The organism is Pseudomonas sp. C5pp, assembly GCF_000814065.1.
Taxonomy (GTDB): domain Bacteria; phylum Pseudomonadota; class Gammaproteobacteria; order Pseudomonadales; family Pseudomonadaceae; genus Aquipseudomonas; species Aquipseudomonas asiatica.
The window spans coordinates 322,028-345,732 of sequence record NZ_JWLN01000001.1; the positions used below are offsets into that span (position 1 = coordinate 322,028).

Genomic DNA, 23,705 nt, shown 5'->3' on the forward strand with positions numbered 1-23,705 from the left:
AAGCCAGCTCCCACCTTGACCTCACAGACTTCAAGGCATGCGAAGTTCCTGTGGGAGCTGGCTTGCCGGCGATGAGGCCCTGACAGGAGATAGAGCCGGGCCTGACTCAACGGACTGATGGTGGTTGTGTACTACCCGCCTGTGCAATGGTCCAACTCACCACCTGCCCGGTCAGCTGGTCGCAGGCTTTCCCGAAGCCGGCAACCACCGCTGACACCTGCTTGTCGGCCAGCGGCTGGCGGATTTCGAAGCGTTTGCTGGCCAGAATGCGTTGGTTGCGGCCTTGAATCAGGCGTGCGTCATAGCGGATCACCACCTCCACCGCCCCGCCCGGGAGGTACTCGGTCTGGAATGCCTGCAGCTCGCCAGCCAGCTCGTAGTCGGCCTGCAGGTTGCTGTCGTCGGCACTCAGGCGCTGTACCTGGCCGTCACGCTGGAAACCGTCGAGCAGGCGGTTGCGCAGCAGCACCGGCACTGCGTCGCTCCAGCGCGCGCCCTTGTAGCTGCTGACCACATCGCCCTGGGGAATCACTGCAATCCGTGGCCCGGCCAGCACTTCGCTGGCCAGCGGCTTGTTCAGGCGCAATGACCAGTCCAGCGCCGGCGCCGTCCGGCCGGGCTGGTTCACCGGCAGACGGTACAGGTCGACGGGCTCGCTCTGCGGCAATATCGAGCAGGCACTGGCCAGGCTCAGTGCGGCCGCCAGGGCCAGCAGGCGCAGCGACGGTTTCATGGTTGGAACTCCTTGTTGTTGTCGCGGCCGAGCAGGTAGCCGCTAGGGTCGGCCTCCAGTTGCCGGGAAATGCCTTTGAGTGCGTTTAGGGTTTCGCGTAGCTCGCGAATCGCCGGGGTCAGCTGGTTCAGGCCCTGGGCACCGTCGCCGATGGCTTCGCGGTTGTCCTCGAGCAGGCGGTTGATGGTGGCGGTGCTCTCGGCCAGTGACTGCATGGCCTGCTCGGCGCTGCCGATTGCCTGCTTGCCTTCGCTGCCCAGCAGGCCGTTGGCATTGCGCATCAGTGCCTGGGTTTCGGCCAGGGTGGCGCTGGCCTGCTTGCCCACCTGTACCAGTTGCTCGATGGCCTGGGTGATGCTGCCGTGCTGGCCAGCGAAGGCGCCGGTGGTCTTGTCGAGGTTGGACAGGGTGTTGCTGAGGTGGCCGATGTTGTCCTCGGAAAACATCTGGTTGGCGTTATGCAGCAGCAGGTTGATGTTGGTCACCAGGTCGCTGCTGTCATTGAGCAGGCGCGAGATTGGCGAGGGCGATGCGATGATCACCGGCAGCTTGCCGTCCTTGCCTTTCAACTCGGGGCTTTGCGGGGTGCCCCCGCTGAGCTGGATGAACGAGTTGCCGGTCACGCCGGCCAGGGTCAGCTTGGCCTGGGTGTCTTCCTTCACCGGGGTGTCGGCGCTCAGGCGCACCCGTGCCAGTACCCGGCGCGGGTCTTTCGGGTCCAGGCGCAGGGTGGACACATCGCCTACCTTGATGCCGTTGTACTGCACCGGGCTGCCGCGGGACAGGCCGGAGACGGCTTCGTTGAACACCACTTCGTAGTCCTTGAAGGCGTCGTCGACACTCGACTTGGCCAGCCACATGCCGAACAGCATGGCGCCGGCCACCACCAGGACGGTGACCAGGCCGATAAGAACGTGATGGGCTCGGGTTTCCATTGCTCAGCGCTCCTGCCCGGCACGGGTGGCGGCCTGCTCGGCTGCGCGCCCGCGTGGGCCATGAAAGTATTCTTGAATCCAGGCGTCGTCGGTCTGCTCGACCTCGGCCAGCGGGCCGGCCACCAGGACCTTCTTCTGCGACAGCACGGCGATGCGGTCGGTAATGGTGTACAAGGTGTCGAGGTCGTGGGTGATGAGGAATACCGACAGGCCCAGGGCGTCACGCAGGGTAAGGATCAACTGGTCGAAGGCGGCGGCACCGATCGGGTCCAGGCCGGCGGTGGGTTCGTCGAGGAACAGGATGTCAGGGTCCAGTGCCAGTGCCCGGGCCAGCGCGGCGCGCTTGATCATGCCCCCGGACAGCGAGGCCGGGTATTTGTCGGCGGCCGAGATTGGCAGCCCGGCCAGGGCCAGTTTCACCCCGGCCAGGTGCTCGGCATCGGCGCGGGACAGCCCGGCGTGCTCGATCAGCGGCAATGCCACGTTTTCGGTGACAGTCAGCGAAGAGAACAGCGCGCCCTTCTGAAACAGCACGCCGAAGCGCCGCTCGACCAGTGAGCGCTGCTCTTCGCGCAGGCCGGACAGGTCCTGGCCGAACACCTTGATCTGCCCTTCGTTGGGCCGCCGCAGGCCAATAATGCTGCGTAACAGCACCGACTTGCCGCTGCCCGAGCCGCCGACCACGGCGAGTATCTCGCCGCGATACAGGTCGAGGTCGAGGTCTTCGTGCACGCTCTGACGGCCGAAGCGGTTACAGATGCCGCGGGCCTCGATCACACGTTCCTGGCCATTCACCAGCCCATCTCCATGAAGAACAGCGCAGCCACCGCATCCAGCACGATGACCACGAATATCGACTGCACGACCGCCGAGGTGGTGTGCGCGCCCACCGATTCGGCGCTGCCGCTGACCTTGAAGCCTTCCAGGCAGCCGATCGCGGCGATCAGGAAGGCGAAGAACGGTGCCTTTGCCAGGCCGACCAGGAAGTGCTGCACGCCGATGTCGCTTTGCAGCAGCGACAGGAACATGGCTGGCGAGATGTCCAGTGTCAGCGCGCACACCACCGCACCGCCGACGATGCCGCAGATCATCGCGATGAAGGTCAGCAAGGGCAGCGAAATCAACAGCGCCAGTACGCGCGGCACCACCAGCATCTCCATGGGGTTCAGGCCCAGGGTGCGGATGGCGTCGATTTCTTCGTTGGCCTTCATCGAGCCGATCTGCGCGGTGAACGCGCTGGCGGTTCGGCCGGCCATGAGGATGGCGGTCAGCAGCACGGCGAACTCTCGCAGGAACGAGAATGCCACCAGGTCGACGGTGAAGATGGTCGCGCCGAAATCGGCCAACACCGTAGCGCCGAGGAAGGCCACCACCGCGCCCACCAGGAAGGTCAGCAGGGCGACGATGGGCGCGGCGTCCAGACCGGTCTGTTCGATGTGCGCCACGACCGGGGTGAAGCGCCAGCGATGGGGTTGCAGGGCGCGGCGCAGCAGGGTTTCGAGGATCAGGCCAACGAAGCCGAGCACCTGCAGGGTGTCTTGCCACAAGGTGCCAACGGCGCAGCCGATGCGCTCTAGAAGCAACAGGAGCACGTTACGCTCGGGTTCCTTGACCGGAATGCAGTAGTCCTGCACCGAGCAGTAGACATTCTTGAGCAGGGCGCGGCTGGCTTCGGGCAGGCCGTGGGTGCAGCGGGACAGGCGTTCGGAGCCGAGCAGTTCGGCCAGCAGCGAGGCACCGGCGGTATCCAGGCGTCCCAGTTGGCTGAGGTCGGCGACGGTATCGGCAGCATATTGCGCCCGCAGGCGCTCGCTCTCACGCTTGAGGCTGGCGTAGTGCGCCAGGGTCCAGTCACCGGTAATGCGCAGGCAGGCCGGTTGGCTACTGGTGTCCAGGGTGGCGCTGGGGGTGGTCATCGGCTCCATGCTACTGACTCGGCGCTAAGGCTTAGGGCCTGATCATAGCGCAGCGGGCATGGGCTGTTTGGTGATTATGTGCTGTCTTCACTGACCTTGAGGGCCGCAAAGCGGCCCCCTTTCACTCACCCCGCGGGTGCGTCATCGACCACCTTGAAGCGCAGCACACCGATGACCTGCCCATCCTCTGTCAGTACCCTCACCTGCCACTTGCCCACCGGGTTCGGCGGGAAGTTCTGCTTGTGGGTCCAGGCCCGGTAGCCTTCCTTGCGCCCGCCATGGATGTCCAGGGCAATGCGATCAACTTCCTGGCCGTCCTTTTGCCACACGTGATAGATCCGCTCGTTCAGGCCGCGTGGCGCGTTGATCGCGGTGTAGGCGTACAGGCCGCTGCTACGGATGCGGCTGGCGGCAATTTCGTGCAGCGAATCGCCCGGCTGGCGGTTCAGCACTTCGGTACTGACCGCCACTTCGGTCATCCACAAGGTTGCTGGTGGCACCCAGGAGCGCAGAAGCCAGCCCCCGCCGCCAACCGACAGGGTGACCAGCACCAGGGCCACGGCACGGCGCCAGTTGTTGATCGGGAAGCTGCTGGCAAGGCTGGGAAACGACAAGGCCATGGCTGCGATCAGGGCCAGCTTGAAGCTTTGCGCGGTGGTCAGGTGCAGGATGATAGGCAGCGCGGTCAGCAGGGCGGCGAACAGGGTCAGGGTATGCAGCGCCAGGAACAGCCAGCGCCTCGGTGCCAGCCACTTGTAGTACAGCGGATCGATGATCGAAATCAGCCCGGCGGCGCCAAGCAGGCCGGTGAACACCAACTGGCCGCTGTTCCAGGTGGTGGTGATGAAGAAGAACGGCAGTACGAAGAACAGCGATTCCTGGTGGATCATCTGTGTCGCATAGCGCAGCAATGGCTGCGGTATTTCGCGGTTGAAGGTGCGCGCGAACAGGCCGGTGAGGGTGTTTTCCAGCATCAGCCAGAGCCAGCTGACCAGCATGAGCACAGCTACCCAGCTGGCAAGGCCAGCCTGGCGGTCGACTAGTATGAAACTGCCGATGCCGGAGAGGAAACCGCCGAGCGCGATGATGCCGGGGTAGCGTTTGAGCAGTTCGATGATGCGCTGGACGATGTGGGGGATTTGGGGCATTGGGGGCTACAACAGAAAGGATATGGTGGCTGTGCCGGCTTCTTCGCGGGTGAACCCGCTCCCACAAAGACCGTGTTGCGATACCCGCGAATGGGCCGGTACTGGCAAAAGGATACCGCCGATTCACCGCTAGCGTGTAGCACCGCTCGGTTTTTCTGGACCATGCAGACGCCAGCGCAACAGCCCCGCTGCCAGGATCAGCCCCGATAGCAAGGCAACCAGCCCATAGAGTTCATCATAGCCAAGCAATGGCTTTTCGATACGCACATAGCCATCTTCCTTGAGCAGTTCCTTCAGCGCCTCGTTGGCCTGCGCCAGGCTGACCTGGCGCAGCTTGCGCACCGGGTTGGCGAAGCGTCCGTCGCTATAGTCGTTCAGCGCGCCCCAATAGTAGTCGGCCAAGGCACTGTTGCCCTGGGTGCTCCAGCTTTCCTTGGCGACGCTGGCGTACTTGATGCGCTCGAAGGTGTCCGGGTCGAGGCCTTCCTTGCGCAGGTGATCGAACAATTTCTGCATCACCTCGACCGCCTGGTCGATGTCCTCGCGCTCCAGGTCGGCATTGAGGCTTAGCAGGCCGGTGTCGCCGAAGCTCTCGCGTTGTGCCGAAGGGCCGTAGGACAACCCGTTGCGCAAGCGCAGCTGGTCATACAGCGCCCAATCCAGATAGTGCGACAGCAGGTCGAGGGTGGCCTGATGGTCGTTGTCCAGCACCGGCTCGACGAACAGCCAGTGCAGCTTGACGCTGTCGCCCAGCCAGCCGCGGGTCAGGTCGCGGCGCTGTTCAGCTTGCTGGCCGATGCTTTCCAGGGTGCGGCGCTCCTCCGGCTCGGTGGCGGGCAATTCGCCAAAGGTGCGCTCCAGGTAGGCCGGCAGCAGGCGGTCGAGGCCGCCGACCACTATCAGGGTCATGTTGTTGGCCGCGTACCAGCGGTCACGCAAGGTGTTCACCTGCTCCAGGGTCATGTCGTCGAGGTTGGAGCGCTCCGGGCATTTCAGGCCTAGCTCGGTGGCCAACTGGTCGCTGGCGGGGTGGCCGATGTCCTGGCGGTCGAGCCAGCGCTGCAGGTGGCCATAATGGCCGCCATCTTCACGCTCGATGATGCGCTTGGCAGTGGCCAGGGCCTTGGCATCTATGCGGGTTTCGTGGATCACCGCCAGTAGCAGGTCGAGGACTTTGCGCTGGTTGCGCGCCGGGGCTTCGATGACGAAGGTGGTGTCGGCGCTGCTGGTGTAGGCGTTCCACTCGCCGCCCAACGATTGCAGCCGCTCTTCCAGGCCACCCTCGCCGGTTGCGTCGATGCCGCTGAACAGCAGGTGCTCGAGCAGGTGCGGCAGCTCTTTCTGCTCGCAATTGAAGTCATCCAGGCCGACGCCGACCACCAGGCGAATCGCTACATGGTCACGTTCATAGCCGTTTTTCAGGATCACCTGCAGGCCGTTGGGCAACAGGTAACCTTCAACCCGCGAGCGGTCGAGGGCAAATGAGGGCAGGCTGCAGATCAGCAGGCAAACGAACATCAGGCAACGCATGGGCGAGCTTGGGTCCTCAGGTAGGCGAAATCACGGCAGTCGGGCTTCGTCCGGCACGCTGTCGAGCATCAGCCCGCCCGTGTCCGAGCCGCCCAGTACCACATAGGCACTGCTACAGAACAAAGAGTTCAACCGTTTCATGTCGGCGATCAGCTCCAAGTGTAGCGAACTGGTCTCGATACTTTGCACTACCTTGCGCTGCAGGCGGCTGACATGGGCGTGCGCAAGGCGCCGTTCCTGGGCGCGAAATCGGCGTTTTTCCCGCAGCAGCAGACGGGCGCTTTCCGGGTCGGCACTGAGAAACACCGACAAACCCAGGCGCAGGTTGGCCAGCAGCTGTTCCTGCAAGCCGGTGAGTTCTTCCAGGCCCACCTGGGAGAACTCCCGGCGCTGGCTGGTTTTCTGCTGCTGGACCTTGCGCAGCATACGCTCAATCAGGTCGCAGGCCAGCTTGAGGTTGATCGCCAGTTCGATGATTTCTGCCCAGCGGCGGTTGTCCTGTTCGCTGAGGCCTTCACGTGAAATCTGCGCCAAGTACAGCTTGATCGCGCTGTACAAGGCTTCGGCGTCCTCGCCCAGGGCGCGGACCTGCTGCGGCAAGGCGGCCTGGGTACCGCGCAGGGCACCGAGCATGGCTTCGAGCAGGCTGTCGACGATATCGCCCAGGCGCAGGGTTTCGCGGGAGGCGTTGGCCAGGGCCAGGCTGGGTGTTTCCAGCGCCGAGGTGTCGAGATGGCGCGGGCGAATCTGGCCGTTGCCGTTTTCCCGTTCGGGCAGCAGGCTGTTGCACAGCCGGCCCATGGGTTTGACCGTGGGCAGCATGATCAGGCAACGCAGCGTGTTGTAGAGCAGGTGGAAGCCGATGACCAGCTCCTGTGGGCTGAAGCTCAGTGAGTCCATCCAACCCACCAGCGGGTGCAGCACTGGGATGATCAGCAGCAGGCCGATCAGCTTGTACAGCAGGCTGCCCAGGGCCACACGGCGGCCAGCGGCGTTCTGCATGCTGGTGCTAATGAAGGCCAGCAATCCGCTGCCGATATTGGCGCCCACCACCAGGCCGATGGCCACCGGCAGGCTGATCACTTCGGCGCCGGCCAGTGTCGCGGTGAGCAGCACGGCGGCCAGGCTGGAATAGGAAATCATGGCGAACAGTGCGCCGACCAGGGCGTCGAGCATGATGTCGCCGGTGAGCGAAGCGAACAGCACCTTCACGCCCTGGGCGTGGGTAATCGGTGTAGCTGCCTGCACGATCAGCTCAAGTGCCAGGATGATCAGGCCAAGCCCGATCCCTACCCTGCCCAGCTGGCCCGCCCGCGTCTGCTTGCGCGAGAGGAAGAAGATCACACCCAGGAAGATCAGCAGCGGCGACAGCCAGGACAGGTCCAGGGTCAGCACCCGGGCCATCAGCGCGGTACCCACGTCGGCGCCGAGCATGATTGCCAAGGCCGGGGTCATGGCCATCAGACCTTGGCCGACGAACGAGGTGACCAACATGGCTGTGGCGTTGCTGCTTTGCACCAGGGCTGTGACCAGAATGCCTGCGACGAACGCGAGCGGGCGTTTGCTCATGTTCTGGCTGATGATGCGCCGCAGGCTCGAGCCGAATACCCGGAGTATGCCGGTACGAACGATGTGGGTGCCCCAGACCAGAAGCGTAACGGCCGAGAGCAGGTTGAGCAGGGTCAGCATGGCGACGGCCCCCTGTTGCATTGGCCCAGAGGGCCAAGAGACGAAGCGTGAGCGTTTGAAGAATTTTCAGTGCTCACTCAAAGCTTTAGTTGTTTTGCGGAGCTGTCGCCAGCTTCGCATGGCTGTCATTTGTTTGAAATGTGGCGGAAATGAAAAAAGGGCCCGAAGGGCCCTTTGTCCTGCACTTCCTGATCTTATTGACCCGGAATGTCCTTGCGCAGTTTCACTGGCTCGTGCTCTTTGCCGTTCTTGCGGGCCAAGGCAGTTCGCATGCGGATGTTGATGGCTTCCACCGCCAGCGAGAACGCCATGGCGAAGTAGACATAGCCTTTAGGCACATGTACGTCGAAAGATTCGGCGATCAGCACGGTACCGACCACGATCAGGAACGAAAGTGCGAGCATCTTCAACGACGGATGTTTGTCGATGAAATCGCTGATGGTGCCGGCGCACAGCATCATCACCAGCACGGCGACGATGATCGCGGCGATCATCACCGGTACGTGGGACACCATGCCCACCGCAGTGATCACCGAGTCCAGCGAGAACACGATGTCGATGATGGCGATCTGGATGATGGTGTAGAAGAACTTGCCACCCGCGCCTTTCGGTTCTTCCGGGTTTTCGTCCTCGCCTTCCAGGCCGTGATAGATCTCTTGCGAGCTTTTCCACAGCAGGAACAGGCCACCAAAGAACAGGATCAGGTCCCGCCCGGAGATGCCCTGGCCCAGGACCACGAACAGGTCGGCGGTAAGGCGCATGACCCAGGTGATCGACAGCAGCAGCATGATACGAGTGACCATTGCCAGGGCCAGGCCGAAGATCCGGGTGCGCGGCTGCATGTGCTTGGGCATGCGGCTGACCAGAATCGAGATCATGATGATGTTGTCGATACCGAGGACGATCTCAAGCGCGGTAAGGGTAAAAAAGGCAACCCAGATTTCCGGGCTGGTCAGCCATTCCATGTGTCTTCCTTCGAACGGTAAAGGCGACGCGCCCGGATCCGGGCGCGTCGCGTTAGGGAAATACGTGTTTATTAAAGACTACTGAACAGCGGGAAAATCCCCATCAGCAGCGCGGCGAGCATTATGCACAGGCACACCAGCACTGCCCACTTCAAGGTGAAGCGCTGATGATCGCCGAACTCGATCCCGGCCAGGGCCACCAGCAGGTAGGTGGAGGGTACCAGGGGGCTTAGCAGGTGTACCGGCTGCCCGACGATCGACGCACGGGCCATTTCCACCGGGCTGATGCCGTAGTGGCTGGCAGCTTCGGCCAGCACCGGCAGCACGCCATAGTAGAATGCGTCGTTGGACATGAAGAAGGTGAACGGCATGCTCACGATCGCGGTTATCACCGCGAGGTATGGGCCCAACGCCTCGGGGATGACCGACAGCAGGCTCTTGGACATGGCGTCGACCATGCCGGTGCCCGACAGGATGCCGGTGAAGATGCCGGCGGCAAAGATCAGCCCGGTGACCGCCAGCACGCTGCCGGCGTGGGCGGCGATGCGGTCTTTCTGCTGCTGCAGGCACGGGTAGTTGACGATCATGGCGATGCTGAAGGCGATCATGAACAGCACGGGCAGCGGCAACACGCCGGCAACCAGCGCGACCATCAGGGCAGCGGTCAGGGCACCGTTGAAGTACAGTAATTTTGGCCGGCGCGCGTCCGGGTACTGCGAAACGGTAATTTGGCTGTGGTCGATGTCGTCGGTGGGCAGGTGCAACTCGCCCAGGCGGGCACGTTCACGCTTGCCGTACATGTAGGCGATGGCCAGGATTGCCAGCACGCCGAACAGCATGGCCGGGATCATCGGCACGAAGATGTCCGACGGGTCCACGTGCAGGGCGCTGGCGGCGCGGGCGGTCGGGCCACCCCAGGGGGTCATGTTCATTACCCCGCCGGCGAGAATGATCAGGCCGGCCATGATCCGCGGGCTCATGCCCAGGCGGCTGTACATTGGCAGCATGGCGGCGCAGCAGATCATGTAGGTGGTGGCGCCGTCACCGTCGAGCGAGACCACCAGGGCCAGTACCGCGGTGCCGACGGACACTTTCAGCGGATCGCCCTTGACCAGCTTGAGGATCTTGCGCACGGCCGGGTCGAACAGGCCGGAATCGATCATCAGGGCGAAATAGAGGATGGCGAACATCAGCATCACGCCGGTAGGTGCGAGCTTGCTGATGCCCTCGAGCATCATCGGGCCGATCTTGGCGGAAAAACCGCCGAACAGGGCGAACAGGATCGGTACCAGGATCAGCGCGATCAAGGCCGACAGGCGCTTGGTCATGATCAGGTACATGAAGGTGATGACCATGGCAAAGCCGAGGAAGGTCAGCATGGCAATACTCCAGGCGTGGCGCGGCGAAAGGAACGTCGATTCGGGCGGATCAGCGCGCTTGGCGCTGTGCAGGGAGCATGCGGAGGGGGGCTACGGAAAGTCGGGCACAGGAATACATCAGAATCACCATTGTTGTTGTTGATTGGGCCGGGCGCGGTGGTTACCGGGTGCCCTGGCTGACCGGTCTTGTGCCGGTAGTGGGGGCTATCCTATGAGGGCAAGCTTTCAGCCAGCTTTCGCCGAAGCTAAGGCGACGAGAGGTAGGTGATGCAGGATGTGACCGAGGGTGGCTGCCATTGTGGCGCCTTGCGTTATCGGTTGGAGGGCGACCTGACGGACATTGCCCATTGCCATTGTTCGATCTGCCGGCGGGTCAGTGGCGGGCTGGTGGTGACCTGGCTTACCCTGCCCCGCTCGGGGTTTCGGTGGCTGGCGGGCGAGCCGAACTGCTATGTGGCGCCGGCCAGTTGCAGCCGTTACTTCTGTGGGCATTGCGGGGCGCATGTGGCGTTGGTGACTACACATAGCCCGGAGACGGTGGATGTGACGGTGGCGACGCTGGACCACCCGGAACGGGTCAGGGCCAACCGGCATATCTGGGTGGGTAGCCGGTTGCCTTGGTTGCATCTGGATGAGGATTTGCCTTCGGAGGCGGAGGAGAACCTGTAGGCCTTGTGCTGTCTGTGCCAGCCCTTTCGCGGGTAAACCCGCTCCTACAGGGACGGCGCAGATTTCAGGTGTTGTACAGATCCTGTGGGAGCGGGCATGCCCGCGAAGAGGCCGGCACAGTGGACGTTACAATTGCAGGCCACCGGCGGCCTTGTGCAGCGCCCGCAGATGTTCGCCCACCTGCTTCACATTGGCTTCCACCGCCGCAATTTCCTTGGCCCGCGACGGCTCCAGCAGCGCCCTCACCTCTTTGTCCAGGCTTGTGCTCAAGCGCAGCAACTGCGCTTGCCGCTCACTGCTGACCTGTTCCAGATGCTTGCGCTCCTGCGGCTGCGGCAGCCCGTAGCCCTTGCTGTCGAGCAACTCTGCCGGGCGGCTGAGGAAGCCACTGTTGGCAAGCATCTGTCTGAGGGTCGCATCGGCCTTGCTGACGCTGCCATCCTTCAGCGCGGCGGCGTTCAGGTAACGCTGCTTGACCTCGTCCTGGGCCAGCAGCAGTTGCCGGCGTAAGCTGGCCTGTTCAAGCAGCAGCAAGGCGGCGCTGGTACGCAGATCGGCCTGGGCGAACCAGGCCCGCCGTTGCTCGGCGTCCAGGGCCAGCCAGTCTTCGACCTTGTCCTGCTTTATTGGCAAGTGCTTCTTCAACACCTCGAACATGGCCTGGTAACGGTCACGGTAGGAGTCGAAGCGATAACCCAGGCGCAACGCTTCGCGGGGGTCGTCGAGCACGCTGGTGTCGGCAAGTCCCCTGCCCTTGAGCACAGCCAGCAAGCCATTGGGCATGATGCTGTCGAGGTCGTTCAGGCGCGGGTTGGCGGTGCCGCTGCGCAGCAGCTTCAATGACTCTACTGCGCAATTGTTGGACAGGAACCAATAGTTGCCATCGTAGCTCCAGTGCATTTCGGCGGCCTGACGCACCAGGTTCTCGATCTCGTCGCGGTCGAGCCGCAAGGGCACCGAGGCCAGGCTGCGCAGTTCGGTCTTGGTGTACTCGTCGATCACCTGGCCCAGCGGCAGCACGAACAGGCGCGAGGGGTAGGCACCGACCAAGCCGTCCCAGCTGGAAAGTTGCACATCGTTGACGAAGGCACGGTACGACAGCACCAGGCTCTGGTCGAGGTCCAGGCGGCAGTCCGGCCCGCGTGGGCGGCCCGGCTTGCAGATCACCAGGCGCAGCATGCTGTGGCCCCAGCGGCTGACCAGGTTCTGGTTGGCTTCGGCAAGCAGGTAGTCCACCTCATAGACCCGCTCGGGGTCGATTTCGCCCAGCGGCTGGCGGGCGAAGTCGCTGCCGGCATTGATGAACGGCAGGCCCTTGGCGCAGCTGTCCTGCTGTGGTGCCCAGCCGAAGTGTTCGCGCAGGTACTGGTTCAGCGCCGGACGGCGGCAGCCGTAGCTCGGGTCGAGTAGGAAGTACTCCATGTTGACCGCGATGTACTCCTTGGGGCTGCTCAGTTCATAGCTGTCGGGGCTGCGCACGAACTGGCCGTTGTGCTGCTCGCGCTCGCCGCGTCGGCCCACGTACTGCTGCCAGCCGGCCAGGTCGAGCAGGCGCGGGTCGTCGCTGAGGGTGAAGCGGCGCTCGGCCTGGCCACGGCATGCTTCGGGCAGGCCGACCTTGCCCAACGTACCTTGCTGGCGCTTGCAACGGGCGATCAGCGCGTTCTCGGCGCTGGGCCACAGCCGGGCACGGTCATAGATATGGGTGAGTTCGTGCAGCACGGTGGCCAGCAGTTCTTCTCGCACCGTGCCATGCGGGCGGTTGGTGCGTTCGGTGGCTGCACTGCCATCGGTGAGGCTGGGCAGCAGGCGACGATTGAGTTCGAGGGTAGAGACCAGCGATGCCTGGCCATAGGCGTCGGCCGGCATATTGTCGCTCCAGCTGACCCGCACTCGGCGGTTCAGCTTTTGCTTGAAGCTGGGGGGCAGCTTGCCCATGGCTTCGTCGAGCAGAGCCTGAGTGGCCAGGGCCTGCTGTGAGTCAAGGCCGGACGCCTGCAGCTCAAGCTGCAGGTCGGCCAGGGCGGGCGTGCCGAGCAGCGTCAGGGCGCAGCCGAGCAGCCAGGCGCGCACGCGGTTCACAGCGCGAGGATGGCTTCAGCCAGTACCTGGTCGCTGGCGTCACGCGCTTGCGGTACGCGCTCGCGCAGGGTGTTGAAGGCGGCCTCGAGCTGGGCGCCGCGGATGTCACCGTTGCTGGCGACAAAGCTGGCGGCGTCGTCATGGGCTTCGCGCACCACTTTGGAATCGCGGATCGAGGTGGTGGTGTCAGAGGTGAAATCGATCGAACGGCCAAAGGCCCGCACGATGATATTGCTGGTGGCCACCAGGGTCTGTGCCTGGGCCAGGTCGGCCAGCAGCAGCATGCCGAGGGTAGCGGCAATCAGCGGTTTACGCATGGAGCATCTCCGAAAAATACAGGGAGTCAGATTTAATTATTGGACGAGAATTGCTCGCGCCAGTTCCAGATCGCCGACGGTATGCCGTGTGCAATTGTGGCGTAATGATTCCAGTGCTGCCTCCAGCCGTGCACCGCGGATCTGGCCGTCGCTGGCGACGAAGGCAGCGGCATCGTCCTGGGCCTGGCGGACCAGTTTGCGGTCGAACGGTGCGCTGGTGACCTGGCTGGTGACATAGCCGGTGATGACCAGGCTTTGCGTAGTGGTATCCATGGCATGGGCGCTGGCCATGCCAATAACGGAGAACAGCAACGGCAACAGATAACGCATGGGCTCTACAACAGCTGGAAACGTGGGCGGCAATGGTGAGTACGGCTGTGCTGGTGGTGACCAGCACAGCTGAACGGCTCAGGCGGGGTCAGAGCGCCAGAATGGCCTGGGCCAGTTGCGCGTCGCTGGCCTGCAGGGTTGGCATCTGCGAGCGGATGTGCAGGAAAGCGCTTTCCAGCTTGGCACCGCGGATGTCGCCCTGGCTGCCAACGAAGCTGGCGGCGTCGTCACGGGCGGCCTGGACGATCTTGTCGTCACGGAACGAGGAGGAAATATCGGAAGTGGCATCGGTGGACGCGGCCACTGCGCCAACGACGGCGTCGGTGGTTACAACGAAGCTGGTGGCGTTTGCGGTGCCGGCCAGGCTCAGCATCAGGGCGGCGCCAATCAGGTATTTACGGGACATGATCGTGGACTCCTGGACTAGGGTCGGGTGGTTCTGCTTTATCGGACGCTCGCACAGCTCGTCGCGGTACTTTTCAACAGTGCGTTCTACCAGACTGTTACGCCAAGCGTATCACGCGCCGGTGTTTCTGGATGTTAATGAACAGCGCACCAATAAACTGTTCTGGTCTGATTTATGATTTTTTAAAACTGTACAGGTTCGCTTGGAAAAGGCTCTGACATGCCGCCTGCAAACAAAAAACCCGTCGCAGTCACCTGCAACGGGTTTCGGGAATTCGCGGTGCCGGCCGAAGCCGGCAAGCCGGAGCTTAGCGCCAGAATGGCTTGCTCAGCTCTTCGTAACGCTGCGACTCGCTGATACCGGCGTCGGCCAGCAGGCGGGCGTCCAGGCGAGCCAGTTGACGGCGGCTGGCCATGCGGCGCTGCCACAGCAGCAAGGTGGACAGAGCGCGCAGCGGCAGCGAAGCGTTGGATTGTTGGGCGTTGCTTTCAAAAACCAGACCGGAACTGAGGGTACGTTCCATGATGTTTCATCCTTCCGCTTATGGCGGGATTAGGTAGTGATTTAACTGATGCCAATGATCCTCCTCTGTCGTCCATAACAGTAGATACAGTTCAGTTGAAAGACGATGGTCCAGTTAACTGTGTAACCCTACTGTTGCACTCGAAACTGGCGTAACTGTACTGGTCCGCCCTTATTTGGTGCATTTTCATTAAACCAAAGGTATTTGTCTGCCAGGAAGGCGTGGAATTACCAGTACAGTAGTACAGATTAACTGAGTAGCGGCGGCCAGGTATCTTGATAGACGGGTTGGACTGTTATGGCCCATTCGCTGGCAAGCATGCGAAGAAGCCGGAACAGCGGGAGCAGGGCCGCCGTTCCGTACCACATCTGTATCAGCTAGCCAGCATGCGCCCGGTTTCTTCCAGGTTCTCGTGCCAACTCAGGGCTTCACGCAGGATGTGCGGGGTATGGCCGCCACGCTGGCAGGCGCGATCGAAGTAGTCGCTCAGTGCTGCGCGGTAGTCCGGGTGCACACAGTTGTCGATGATCGCCCTGGCGCGCTCGCGTGGCGCCAGGCCGCGCAGGTCGGCCAAGCCTTGCTCGGTGACAAGGATGTCCACATCGTGCTCGGTATGGTCGACATGGCTGACCATCGGCACCACGCTGGAAATCGCCCCACCCTTGGCAATCGACTTGGTGACGAACACGGCCAGATGGGCGTTACGGGCGAAGTCACCCGAGCCGCCGATGCCGTTCATCATCTTGGTACCGCACACGTGTGTGGAATTAACGTTGCCGTAGATATCGAACTCAAGCGCGGTGTTGATACCGATGATGCCCAGGCGACGGACCACCTCCGGGTGGTTGGAGATTTCTTGTGGGCGCAGTACCAGCTTGTCCTTGTAACGCTCCAGGTTGCCGAACACGTCGGCGTTGCGGCGGGTCGACAAGGTGATCGAGCTGCCCGAGGCGAAGCTCAGCTTGCCGGCGTCGATCAGGTCGAAGGTGGAGTCCTGCAGTACTTCGGAGTACATGGTCAGGTCTTCGAACGGCGACTCGATCAGGCCGCACATCACTGCGTTGGCAATGCTGCCGATACCGGCCTGCAGCGGGCCGAGCTTGTTGGTCATGCGGCCGGCCTCGACTTCTTTCTTGAAGAAGTTGATCAGGTGGTCGGCGATGCCCTGGGTTTCGTCATCCGGCGGCAATACGGTGGACGGCGAGTCCGGCTGGTCGCTGATGACGATGCCGACGATCTTGGCCGGGTCGATGGGGATGGCGGTGCTGCCGATACGGTCGTCGACCTTGACCAGCGGGATTGGCGTGCGGGTCGGGCGGTAGGTCGGGATATAGATGTCGTGCAGGCCTTCGAGGTTGGTGTTGTGCGAGAGGTTGATCTCGACAATCACCTGCTTGGCGAAGATCGCGAAGCTGGCCGAGTTGCCCACCGAGGTAGTTGGCACGATATGGCCTTGCTCGGTGATGGCCACGGCTTCGATGACCGCGATGTCCGGCAGCTTCAGCTGCTGGTTGCGCAGCTGCTCGACGGTTTCCGACAGGTGCTGGTCGATGAACATCACCTGGCCGTCGTTGATGGCCTTGCGCAGGGTGCTGTCGACCTGGAACGGCATGCGGCGAGCCAGCACGCCGGCCTCGGTCAGTTGCTTGTCCAGGTCGTTGCCCAGGCTGGCGCCGGTCATCAGGCTGATTTTCAGTGGCGACTGCTTGGCACGTTCGGCCAGTGCATGTGGTACGGCCTTGGCTTCGCCGGCGCGGGTGAAACCGCTCATGCCGACGGTCATGCCGTCCTCGATCAGACCAGCGGCATCAGCCGCACTCATTACCTTGCTGTGCAGGGAGGACAAGCGGATACGATCACGGTACATGGATTGTTATCTCGGGCTACTGAAACTACTGCAGCGCAGTCTAGAGACTTCGCCCCTTGCCGTCCCACGACCATGGTCGTATGAGAAGCCTTGGAATAGAGCCGTTGATCCGGATCAATAAAAGAAAAGCCCCGGCAGATTCTGACCGGGGCTTCCTTTATATCAACTGGTTTGCAGCGGGCGTTGTCACTCCACCGCCTTGACCATGTCTTCGATGACTTTCTTGGCGTCGCCGAACACCATCATGGTCTTGTCGAGGTAGAATAGTTCGTTGTCCAGGCCGGCATAGCCGCTGGCCATGGAGCGCTTGTTGACGATGATGGTCTTGGCCTTGAACGCTTCGAGGATCGGCATGCCGGCGATCGGCGACTTGGGGTCGTTCTTCGCCGCAGGGTTGACCACGTCGTTGGCGCCCAGCACCAGCACCACATCGGCCTGGCCGAACTCGGCGTTGATGTCTTCCATCTCGAACACTTGGTCGTACGGCACTTCGGCCTCCGCCAGCAGCACGTTCATGTGCCCGGGCATACGGCCGGCCACCGGGTGGATCGCGTACTTCACGGTCACACCGTTGTGGCTCAGCTTCTCGGTCAGTTCCTTGAGCGCGTGCTGGGCGCGAGCCACCGCCAGGCCGTAGCCAGGGACGATGATCACGCTGTCGGCGTTGCTGAGCAGGAAGGTGGCATCGTCGGCCGAGCCAGACTTCACCGGGCGCTGCTCTTTGGAGCCTTGCGCCGCGCCAGCATCGGTATCACCACCGAAGCCACCGAGGATGACGTTGAAGAACGAACGGTTCATCGCCTTGCACATGATGTACGAAAGGATGGCACCGGACGAGCCGACCAGAGAGCCTGCGATGATCAGCATCGAGTTGTTCAGCGAGAAGCCGATACCGGCCGCTGCCCAGCCCGAATAGCTGTTAAGCATCGACACCACCACCGGCATGTCGGCGCCCCCGATCGGAATAATGATCAGCACGCCCATGATGAAGGCCAATACCAGCATCAGGGTGAAGGCACTGTAGTGGCCAGTGAAGGTGAACAGCAGGCCCAGGGCGATGGTGGTCAGGCCGAGGATCAGGTTAAGCTTGTGCTGGCCGGTGAACTGTACCGGTGCGCCCTGGAACAGGCGGAACTTGTACTTGCCAGACAGCTTGCCGAAGGCGATCACCGAGCCGGAGAAGGTAATGGCACCAATGGCTGCGCCGAGGAACAGCTCCAGACGGTTGCCGGTGGGGATCGGGTCGCTCATGGCGGCAACGATGCCCATCGATTGCGGTTCCAGCACCGCGGCGATGGCGATGAACACCGCTGCCAGGCCGATCATGCTGTGCATGAAGGCGACCAGTTCCGGCATTTTGGTCATCTCGACGCGCTTGGCCATGATCGAACCGGCGGTGCCGCCGACCAGCAAGCCAACGAGGACGTAGCCGATGCCGGCGGTGGCAAGCTCGGCCCCGAGCTTATAAATGAGGCCGACCGTAGTGACGATGGCGATACCCATGCCGATCATGCCGAACAGGTTGCCGCGCCGCGAGGTAATCGGGTGCGACAGGCCCTTGAGCGCCTGGATGAAGCACACCGAGGCGACGAGGTAGAGGAGCGTTACCAGATTCATGCTCATGCTTACTTCTGCGCCTCGTTCTTGGTTTTCTTCTTGAACATCTCAAGCATGCGACGGGTGACCAGGAAGCCACCGAACACGTTGACTGCGGCCAGGGCTACCGCAAGGGTGCCCATCAGCTTGCCGGCCGGGGTCACGGTCAGGGCGGCGGCCAGCATGGCGCCGACGATGACGATCGCGGAGATGGCGTTGGTCACGGCCATCAGCGGTGTGTGCAGCGCCGGGGTGACGTTCCACACCACGTGGTAGCCCACATAGATGGCCAGCACGAAGATGATCAGGTTGTAGATGCCATGGGAAATCAGCATGTCTTCCATTGTCGTGCTCCTTAGCCGTTCTTGCGGACGACCTGACCATCACGGCACATCAAGCAGGCCGCGACGATGTCGTCTTCGAGGTTGATGACCAGCGCGCCGTCCTTGTCGAACAGCAGCTTCATGAAGTCCAGCAGGTTGCGTGCATACAGTGCCGAGGCATCGGCGCCCACCTGGGCCGGCAGGTTGGTCGGGCCAACGATGATCACGCCGTTCTCCTGTACCACCTGGTCGGCGACAGTCAGTGGGCAGTTGCCGCCTTGGGCTGCTGCGAGGTCGATGACCACCGAGCCGGGCTTCATCTGCGCGACGGTTTCGGCGCTGAGCAGGGTCGGCGCCTTGCGCCCCGGGATCAGCGCAGTGGTAATGACGATATCCGCCTGCTTGGCGCGCTCGTGCACGGCCTGGGCCTGGCGTTGCATCCAGCTTGCCGGCATCGGCCGGGCATAACCGCCGACACCTTCGGCGCATTCGCGCTCTTCATCGGTTTCGTAGGGTACGTCGATGAACTTGGCGCCCAGCGACTCGATCTGCTCCTTCACGGCCGGGCGTACGTCGGATGCCTCGATCACCGCGCCCAGGCGCTTGGCCGTGGCAATGGCCTGCAGGCCGGCAACGCCCGCGCCCAGGATCAGCACGCGCGCGGCCTTGACGGTACCGGCGGCGGTCATGAGCATGGGCATGAAGCGTGGGTAGTGATGGGCAGCCAGCAACACCGCCTTGTAACCGGCGATGTTGGCCTGCGACGACAGCACGTCCAGGCTCTGCGCCCGCGAGGTGCGCGGCGCGGCTTCCAGGGCGAACGCGGTAATGCCGCGCTCGGCCATCTTGCCGATCAGCTCGCTGTTGAAGGGGTTGAGCATGCCCACCAGGAGGCTGCCACTGTTGATCAGGGCCAGTTCCTGGTCGTTGGGGGCGACCACTTTGAGCACCAATTGGGCGCCGTAGGCATCGGCTGCACTCCCCAGGGAAGCACCCACGGCCTCATAGGCACTGTCCGGAATGCTGGCATTGAGCCCTGCCCCCCGTTGGACGGTGACCTGATGGCCCTGGCCAATCAGTTTCTTGATGGTTTCCGGGGTCGCAGCGACCCTTGTCTCACCGGTCTGCGTCTCGAGAGGAACACCAATGTGCACGACTATTTCTCCTGCGGTGACCTTTTGTCTTTTTAAAAGCCAGCGCACTTCGGATGGTGCGCTGGGGCGGCTGTGGAGCGCCGACCCGCCGAATCCCGGGCGGGCGAAGCATTTTGCAGACGAAGCCAGAGGCCTTCAACCGGTTCTGGAGCGAAACGAAGTCAAAACTACAAGTCACCCTGTGACCGTATGTCGCAACGGCCAGGCTGCAGCCTGTCAAACATAGGCTATTGGCAGATTAGGAGAAAAAAACAAAAAAATTGCGGTTGATTCGCTTACGGCTTGGTGAATGTCGCAAAATAACCCGCGAAGCCGCGCCGTAAGCAGGGTTAAAGCGGATTTTTGCTACTGCATAACAGTTTATGTATATGCGACAAATACATATATCTGTAGGTGTTAAAAATAATTGACTACGAAGTCAATTTATCATGACTGCTCACGTCTTGGCCGTGTACGCCTGGGCCTGGCTTACCAGCCAGTCACGGAAGGCGCGTAGCGAAGCCGACTCCACTTTGCGCTCCGGAATCATCAGATAGTAGGCCTTGTCACTACTCAGGGCATGCCTGTTAGCGACCACCAACCTACCCTCCTCCAACTCGCGCTGGATCAGGAACGGTGGAATCAGGGCGATGCCCATCTCATGCATGGCCGCCTGGGCGAGCATCGAGAATAGTTCATAGCGCGGGCCTGTCATGTCGCGTTCCACATTCATGGCGACGCTGCCGAACCATTGCCGCCAGGCATAGGGGCGCGTGCTCTGCTGCAGCAGTGGCAGTTGGGCAATACGCTGAGCGTCGAGTGTGCCCTGCCCGCCCAGCAGCGCCGGGCTGCACACCGGTACCGGGTTTTCCCCCATCAGCCGGTGCGACTGGGTGCCGGACCAGTCGGCATCGCCGAAGTAGATAGCGGCATCGAAGGTTGTGTCGGCAAACAGGAATGGCCGGGTGCGGTTGGTGAGGTTGACCGTGACCTCAGGGTGGCGCTGCTGGAAGTCCTTTAGCCGTGGTAGCAGCCATTGGGTACCAAAGGTGGGTACCACGGCCAGCTCGATCACGTTTGCGCCCTGCTGGCGCATTACCGACAAGGTGTCGCGCTCTACCGCGTCCAGTTGGGCGGCCACCTGGCGGCTGTAGGAAAGGCCGGCTTCGGTCAGCTTCACGCCGCGGCGCGAGCGGCGGAACAGTTCCACATTGAGGAAGGCTTCCAGGCCGCCTATCTGTCGACAGACGGCACCCTGGGTCAGGGCGAGTTCCTGGGCGGCCTTGGTAAAGCTCTCGTTGCGCGCCGCCGCCTCGAAGCAAACCAGAGCGGCGGTACTGGGGATCTTGCGGCGCATGTACGTCAACCTCACTCGTAAGGCTGTCAATATGGCGTTTTGCCGATTTACGAAGTGACAAATTATCACTAATTGGTGCGCAATCCTCGTTTGTCCCGGCGGCCGATCAGGCCTAGGCTCAAAGGCACAAGAAACTGCCCCCTATTTCGAGGATTTCGCTCATGGCCGGTAAAGCAAGCTTCAACTGGATCGACCCGCTGCTGCTCGATCAGCAGCTCACTGAAGAAGAGCGCATGGTGCGTGACAGCGCTTATCAGTTCGCCCAGGACAAGCTGGCCCCGCGTGTGCTCGAGGCCTTCCGTCATGAACAGACCGACCCGGCGATCTTCCGTGAAATGGGTGAGGTCGGGTTGCTGGGCGCCACGATTCCCGAGCAGTACGGTGGCAGTGGCCTGAACTACGTGTGCTATGGCCTGATTGCTCGCGAGGTAGAGCGCATCGACTCGGGTTATCGTTCGATGATGAGTGTGCAGTCGTCGCTGGTGATGGTGCCAATCAACGAGTTCGGTACCGAGGCACAAAAGCAGAAGTACCTACCCAAACTGGCCAGCGGCGAGTGGATCGGTTGCTTCGGCCTGACCGAGCCCAACCACGGCTCCGACCCGGGTTCGATGATTACTCGTGCCCGGAAGGTCGACGGCGGCTACCGCCTGACTGGCAGCAAGATGTGGATCACCAACAGCCCGATCGCCGATGTATTCGTGGTCTGGGCCAAGGACGATGCGGGTGATATCCGCGGCTTTGTTCTGGAAAAGGGTTGGCAAGGTCTCAGCGCGCCGGCGATTCACGGCAAGGTCGGCCTGCGCGCCTCCATCACTGGCGAAATCGTCATGGATAACGTATTCGTGCCGGAGGAAAACATCTTCCCGGATGTACGCGGCCTCAAAGGCCCGTTCACCTGCTTGAACTCCGCCCGCTATGGCATCTCGTGGGGTGCGCTGGGCGCTGCGGAAGCCTGCTGGCACACCGCGCGTCAGTACACCCTGGACCGTCAGCAATTCGGTCGCCCGTTGGCTGCCAACCAGTTGATCCAGAAGAAGCTGGCCGACATGCAGACGGAAATCACCCTGGCACTGCAGGGCTGCCTGCGTCTGGGGCGCATGAAGGACGAAGGCACAGCTGCAGTGGAGATCACGTCGATCATGAAGCGCAACTCCTGTGGCAAGGCGCTGGATATTGCTCGCATGGCGCGTGACATGCTGGGTGGCAATGGCATTTCCGATGAGTTCGGCGTGGCTCGTCACCTGGTCAACCTGGAGGTGGTCAACACCTATGAAGGTACTCACGATGTGCATGCACTGATCCTGGGGCGTGCGCAGACCGGCATCCAGGCCTTCTATTGATAAGGAGCCAGCCCATGGGCGCGCTATCACATCTGCGGGTGCTGGACCTTTCTCGCGTGTTGGCCGGCCCATGGTCTGGCCAGATTCTCGCTGACCTTGGTGCCGATGTGATCAAAGTCGAGCGCCCTGGCAGTGGTGACGATACCCGCTCATGGGGGCCGCCCTTCCTCAAGGATGCCGAGGGTGAGAACACCAGTGAGGCGGCCTATTACCTGTCGGCCAACCGCAACAAGCGCTCGGTTACCATCGACTTCACACAGGCCGAGGGGCAGCGCCTGGTGCGTGAGTTGGCGGCGAAGTCCGATATCGTCATCGAGAACTTCAAGGTTGGTGGGTTGGCTGCCTACGGTCTGGACTACCAGAGCCTGAAGGCGATCAACCCGCAGCTTATCTATTGTTCCATCACCGGGTTCGGGCAGACCGGGCCTTATGCAAGGCGCGCGGGTTATGACTTCATGATCCAGGGGTTGGGCGGGCTGATGAGCCTGACCGGCCGCCCGGAAGGTGAGGAAGGTGCGGGGCCGGTCAAGGTAGGGGTGGCGCTGACCGACATCCTTACCGGGTTGTATTCCACGGTGGCGATCCTCGCTGCCCTCGCCCATCGCGAGCAGACCGGGGTGGGTCAGCATGTCGACATGGCGTTGCTCGATGTGCAGGTGGCCTGCCTGGCGAACCAGGCGATGAACTACCTGACCACGGGCAACCCGCCTCGTCGCCTGGGTAATGCGCACCCCAATATCGTGCCTTATCAGGATTTTCCGACGGCGGATGGCGACTTCATCCTTACCGTGGGCAACGATAGCCAGTTCCGCAAGTTCGCCGAGGTGGCCGGGCAGCCGCAGTGGGCGGACGACCCGCGTTTCGTTACCAACAAGCTGCGGGTTGCCAACCGGGCCGAGCTGATTCCTCTGATTCGCCAGGCCACGGTGTTCAAGACCACGGCGGAATGGGTGAGCCAACTGGAGGCTGCAGGTGTGCCGTGCGGGCCTATCAATGACCTGGCGCAGATGTTCCAGGACCCGCAGGTGCTGGCGCGCGGATTGGCGGTAAGCATTCCGCATCCGTTGGCGGGGAGTGTGCCGCAGGTGGCGAGCCCGATACGGCTGTCGGATACGCCGGTGGAGTACCGTCGGGCGCCGCCGCTGCTGGGTGAGCATACCGAGGTGGTGCTGGAGGATGTATTGGGGCTGGATGCCGGTGAGGTGCAGCGGCTGCGCAGTGCCGGTGTGCTTTAAGGACGTTTGGCCTTGGTGAAAAGCGGGGTGGCCGTCAGGCCTCCCCGCTTTGCTTTTCAGCGATATCAAGGTTTCTTGAAATTAAGGGTTGACGCGGTTTCGAATCCCCTTATAATGCGCCCCACTTCTGACGTAGTCGAAGCGTAAAACTTCTTGTAAATCAATTAGTTAGGCGATTCAGGTAGTGTCAGGAGCGCTTCGATCGAATGATCGGCAGCGGTTGAGATGG

Annotated in this window: 22 protein-coding genes; 3 read left to right on the forward strand and 19 right to left on the reverse strand. The window is 62.2% G+C overall.

Annotated elements, in window-relative coordinates; all coding sequences use genetic code 11:
• Positions 1-106: 106 nt before the first annotated feature.
• The 9 genes from RR51_RS01495 to RR51_RS01535 all read right to left on the reverse strand — a co-directional run bounded on the left by RR51_RS01495 (position 107) and on the right by RR51_RS01535 (position 10,295).
• The gene (locus RR51_RS01495; protein WP_003256980.1) at positions 107-733 is read right to left on the reverse strand and encodes an ABC-type transport auxiliary lipoprotein family protein; all 627 of its coding nucleotides are present in this window, start codon (positions 731-733) and stop codon (positions 107-109) included.
• Positions 730-1,668, reverse strand: coding sequence for an MlaD family protein (locus tag RR51_RS01500; protein ID WP_003256978.1), 939 nt, complete (start codon positions 1,666-1,668; stop codon positions 730-732). Before RR51_RS01500 ends, RR51_RS01495 begins: the two co-directional genes overlap by 4 nt.
• 3 nt (positions 1,669-1,671) lie before the next feature.
• The gene (locus tag RR51_RS01505) at positions 1,672-2,463 is read right to left on the reverse strand and encodes an ABC transporter ATP-binding protein (RefSeq protein ID WP_039612423.1); all 792 of its coding nucleotides are present in this window, start codon (positions 2,461-2,463) and stop codon (positions 1,672-1,674) included.
• Complete coding sequence (locus tag RR51_RS01510) at positions 2,460-3,593, reverse strand: ABC transporter permease (protein WP_039612424.1); 1,134 nt, start codon at positions 3,591-3,593, stop codon at positions 2,460-2,462. The genes RR51_RS01505 and RR51_RS01510 overlap by 4 nt, the downstream gene beginning before the upstream one ends.
• Positions 3,594-3,709: 116 nt before the next feature.
• Positions 3,710-4,732, reverse strand: coding sequence for a DUF5924 family protein (locus RR51_RS01515; protein ID WP_015268494.1), 1,023 nt, complete (start codon positions 4,730-4,732; stop codon positions 3,710-3,712).
• A gap of 129 nt (positions 4,733-4,861) precedes the next feature.
• Complete coding sequence (locus tag RR51_RS01520) at positions 4,862-6,262, reverse strand: M16 family metallopeptidase (RefSeq protein ID WP_039612425.1); 1,401 nt, start codon at positions 6,260-6,262, stop codon at positions 4,862-4,864.
• 30 nt (positions 6,263-6,292) lie between these two features.
• Positions 6,293-7,951 carry a Na/Pi cotransporter family protein gene (locus RR51_RS01525; protein WP_023661571.1) on the reverse strand — a complete coding sequence of 553 codons (1,659 nt, stop codon included), beginning with the start codon at positions 7,949-7,951 and terminating at the stop codon, positions 6,293-6,295.
• Positions 7,952-8,145: 194 nt separating this feature from the next.
• Positions 8,146-8,916, reverse strand: coding sequence for a TerC family protein (locus RR51_RS01530; protein WP_003256974.1), 771 nt, complete (start codon positions 8,914-8,916; stop codon positions 8,146-8,148).
• Positions 8,917-8,987: 71 nt separating this feature from the next.
• Entirely contained in the window at positions 8,988-10,295 is a 1,308-nt protein-coding gene (locus RR51_RS01535; protein ID WP_039612426.1) for a CitMHS family transporter, read from the reverse strand.
• Between the two features lie 267 nt (positions 10,296-10,562).
• On the opposite strand from RR51_RS01535, the gene RR51_RS01540 reads away from it, so the two are divergent.
• Positions 10,563-10,964 (forward strand): GFA family protein, encoded by a 402-nt coding sequence (locus RR51_RS01540; RefSeq protein ID WP_003256972.1) that lies wholly within the window; start codon positions 10,563-10,565, stop codon positions 10,962-10,964.
• Between the two features lie 126 nt (positions 10,965-11,090).
• Here the strand turns inward: RR51_RS01540 and RR51_RS01545 are convergent, their stop codons facing one another.
• The 10 genes from RR51_RS01545 to RR51_RS01590 all read right to left on the reverse strand — a co-directional run bounded on the left by RR51_RS01545 (position 11,091) and on the right by RR51_RS01590 (position 20,898).
• Positions 11,091-13,046, reverse strand: coding sequence for a DUF7844 domain-containing protein (locus tag RR51_RS01545; RefSeq protein ID WP_039612427.1), 1,956 nt, complete (start codon positions 13,044-13,046; stop codon positions 11,091-11,093).
• On the reverse strand, positions 13,043-13,363 hold the full coding sequence (locus RR51_RS01550) for a DUF2388 domain-containing protein (RefSeq protein WP_003256970.1): 321 nt from the start codon (positions 13,361-13,363) through the stop codon (positions 13,043-13,045). Before RR51_RS01550 ends, RR51_RS01545 begins: the two co-directional genes overlap by 4 nt.
• A 36-nt stretch (positions 13,364-13,399) precedes the next feature.
• Complete coding sequence (locus tag RR51_RS01555) at positions 13,400-13,693, reverse strand: DUF2388 domain-containing protein (RefSeq protein ID WP_039612428.1); 294 nt, start codon at positions 13,691-13,693, stop codon at positions 13,400-13,402.
• Positions 13,694-13,781: 88 nt separating this feature from the next.
• Positions 13,782-14,099, reverse strand: a complete 318-nt coding sequence (locus tag RR51_RS01560) for a DUF2388 domain-containing protein (RefSeq protein ID WP_015268503.1) — start codon at positions 14,097-14,099, stop codon at positions 13,782-13,784.
• A 307-nt stretch (positions 14,100-14,406) separates the two neighbouring features.
• The gene (locus RR51_RS01565) at positions 14,407-14,622 is read right to left on the reverse strand and encodes a DUF1127 domain-containing protein (RefSeq protein WP_003256968.1); all 216 of its coding nucleotides are present in this window, start codon (positions 14,620-14,622) and stop codon (positions 14,407-14,409) included.
• Positions 14,623-14,995: 373 nt separating this feature from the next.
• A complete protein-coding gene (locus tag RR51_RS01570; RefSeq protein WP_003256967.1) occupies positions 14,996-16,489 on the reverse strand; it encodes an acetyl-CoA hydrolase/transferase family protein in 1,494 nt (497 codons plus the stop codon).
• A gap of 186 nt (positions 16,490-16,675) precedes the next feature.
• A complete protein-coding gene (locus tag RR51_RS01575; RefSeq protein WP_039612429.1) occupies positions 16,676-18,112 on the reverse strand; it encodes an NAD(P)(+) transhydrogenase (Re/Si-specific) subunit beta in 1,437 nt (478 codons plus the stop codon).
• 2 nt (positions 18,113-18,114) lie between these two features.
• The gene (locus RR51_RS01580) at positions 18,115-18,429 is read right to left on the reverse strand and encodes an NAD(P) transhydrogenase subunit alpha (RefSeq protein WP_003256966.1); all 315 of its coding nucleotides are present in this window, start codon (positions 18,427-18,429) and stop codon (positions 18,115-18,117) included.
• Between the two features lie 11 nt (positions 18,430-18,440).
• Positions 18,441-19,562 carry a Re/Si-specific NAD(P)(+) transhydrogenase subunit alpha gene (locus RR51_RS01585; RefSeq protein ID WP_015268506.1) on the reverse strand — a complete coding sequence of 374 codons (1,122 nt, stop codon included), beginning with the start codon at positions 19,560-19,562 and terminating at the stop codon, positions 18,441-18,443.
• Between the two features lie 436 nt (positions 19,563-19,998).
• Positions 19,999-20,898, reverse strand: a complete 900-nt coding sequence (locus tag RR51_RS01590; protein WP_039612430.1) for a LysR family transcriptional regulator — start codon at positions 20,896-20,898, stop codon at positions 19,999-20,001.
• A 161-nt stretch (positions 20,899-21,059) separates the two neighbouring features.
• On the opposite strand from RR51_RS01590, the gene RR51_RS01595 reads away from it, so the two are divergent.
• The gene (locus RR51_RS01595) at positions 21,060-22,241 is read left to right on the forward strand and encodes an acyl-CoA dehydrogenase (RefSeq protein ID WP_003252907.1); all 1,182 of its coding nucleotides are present in this window, start codon (positions 21,060-21,062) and stop codon (positions 22,239-22,241) included.
• 14 nt (positions 22,242-22,255) lie between these two features.
• Positions 22,256-23,476 carry a CaiB/BaiF CoA transferase family protein gene (locus RR51_RS01600; protein WP_039612431.1) on the forward strand — a complete coding sequence of 407 codons (1,221 nt, stop codon included), beginning with the start codon at positions 22,256-22,258 and terminating at the stop codon, positions 23,474-23,476.
• The last annotated feature ends 229 nt before the right edge of the window (positions 23,477-23,705 follow it).